This window comes from Edaphobacter aggregans DSM 19364 (assembly GCF_000745965.1).
Taxonomy (GTDB): Bacteria; Acidobacteriota; Terriglobia; order Terriglobales; family Acidobacteriaceae; genus Edaphobacter; species Edaphobacter aggregans.
Genome location: NZ_JQKI01000338.1, coordinates 1 through 1,300, shown reverse-complemented (window position 1 = coordinate 1,300; position 1,300 = coordinate 1). Strand labels below are relative to the sequence as shown.

2 protein-coding genes are annotated in these 1,300 nt (G+C 57.4%); both read left to right on the top strand.

Annotated features, from left to right (window positions below; translation table 11 throughout):
• Positions 1–405 (top strand): alpha/beta fold hydrolase (locus Q363_RS31660; RefSeq protein WP_035358768.1); only part of this gene is annotated, 405 nt, incomplete at its 5' end.
• Positions 402–1,103, top strand: coding sequence for an alpha/beta fold hydrolase (locus Q363_RS31655; RefSeq protein WP_035358766.1), 702 nt, complete (start codon positions 402–404; stop codon positions 1,101–1,103). The genes Q363_RS31660 and Q363_RS31655, both read left to right, overlap by 4 nt.
• The last annotated feature ends 197 nt before the right edge of the window (positions 1,104–1,300 follow it).

Here is a 1,300-nt window from a genome sequence, read left to right as displayed (position 1 = left end):
GTGATCCGCCAGAACATCCTCAACTTCGAAGGAACCCGTTGGCAGTACACGTACGGTGTAGCGGATCCGGAGAGTGTTGCGCCGGAGTCGTACACTCTGGATGCGGCTCTCCTGGAGCGCCCGGGAAATAAGGAGATTCAGCTCGACTTGTTCCTGGACTACGCATCGAATGTGAAGCTCTATCCAAAGTTTCAGGATTACCTTCGCGGGTCGAAACCACCTTTGCTGGCGATCTGGGGCAAGAATGATCCGTTCTTCATTCCCGCTGGGGCGGAGGCTTTTCGTAAAGATCTACCCAATGCGCAGGTCCGGTTCCTGGATACAGGACACTTTGCCATTGCGACGCACGTTGTGGAGATAGCTGCCGCCATGGGCGAGTTTCTCGAGAAGGAGGTTTCGCGATGAGTTCCTCTCCTCAGATGGGCACGGCCGTGCTGGTTCACGGAGCCTGGGCTGACGGATACTGCTGGAGTAACGTCATTCTTCCGTTGAAGAGCAAGGGATTCGCGGTGACGTGTGCGCCGATTCCTCTCACCTCTTTTGAGGATGATGCTTCCGCACTTCAACGTGTCATTGAGAGAAACAGCGGTCCGGTCATCCTCGTCGGACACGCGTATGCGGGCTCCGTGATCGCTGCAGTCCACGATGATCGAGTGAAGTCGCTGGTCTACATAGCGGCGCTGGCGCCCGATGAAGGAGAAACGGTGGCAGATGTTTTTTATCGCGCCGCCCCGCATCCTAAGGCCCCCCAACTCTCACCCGACGCTCACGGGGTGATCTGGATGCCGGAAGACGGATTCAGCCAGGCGGTTGCCCATCATGCCTCTTCGGATCAATGGAAGATCATGGCAGCGGTTCAGCGGCCCATCTCGGTGAACTGCATTCAGCGGAAGGTTCCGACTCCGGCGTGGAGGACCAAGCCTTCGTGGTTTCTCCTGGCCGAAGAAGATCGCATGATCCTCCGTGATACGCAGAGGTTCATGGCGGAGCGAATGGGAGCGAATATCCGATCACACAAGGTGGATCACACGCCAATGTACACCGCTCCAGAACTGGTGGTCGACATCATCCTGGAAGCTGCCCAAAGTGCGCCGGCAAAATAAACCCCTGGGCGCCGCGGATGCCGTTCGAACCAGATGAACGGCATTCGCGGACCATACCCCATTCGGTCAATCGAGAATGACATCATGATGACAGCCAAATCCGTTGCTATCGTCACCGGCGCAAGCCAGGGAATCGGTCGCGCTACTGCCGTGCGGTTAGCGCGCGACTTCTCCGCCGTTGTACTCGTAGCCAGAAA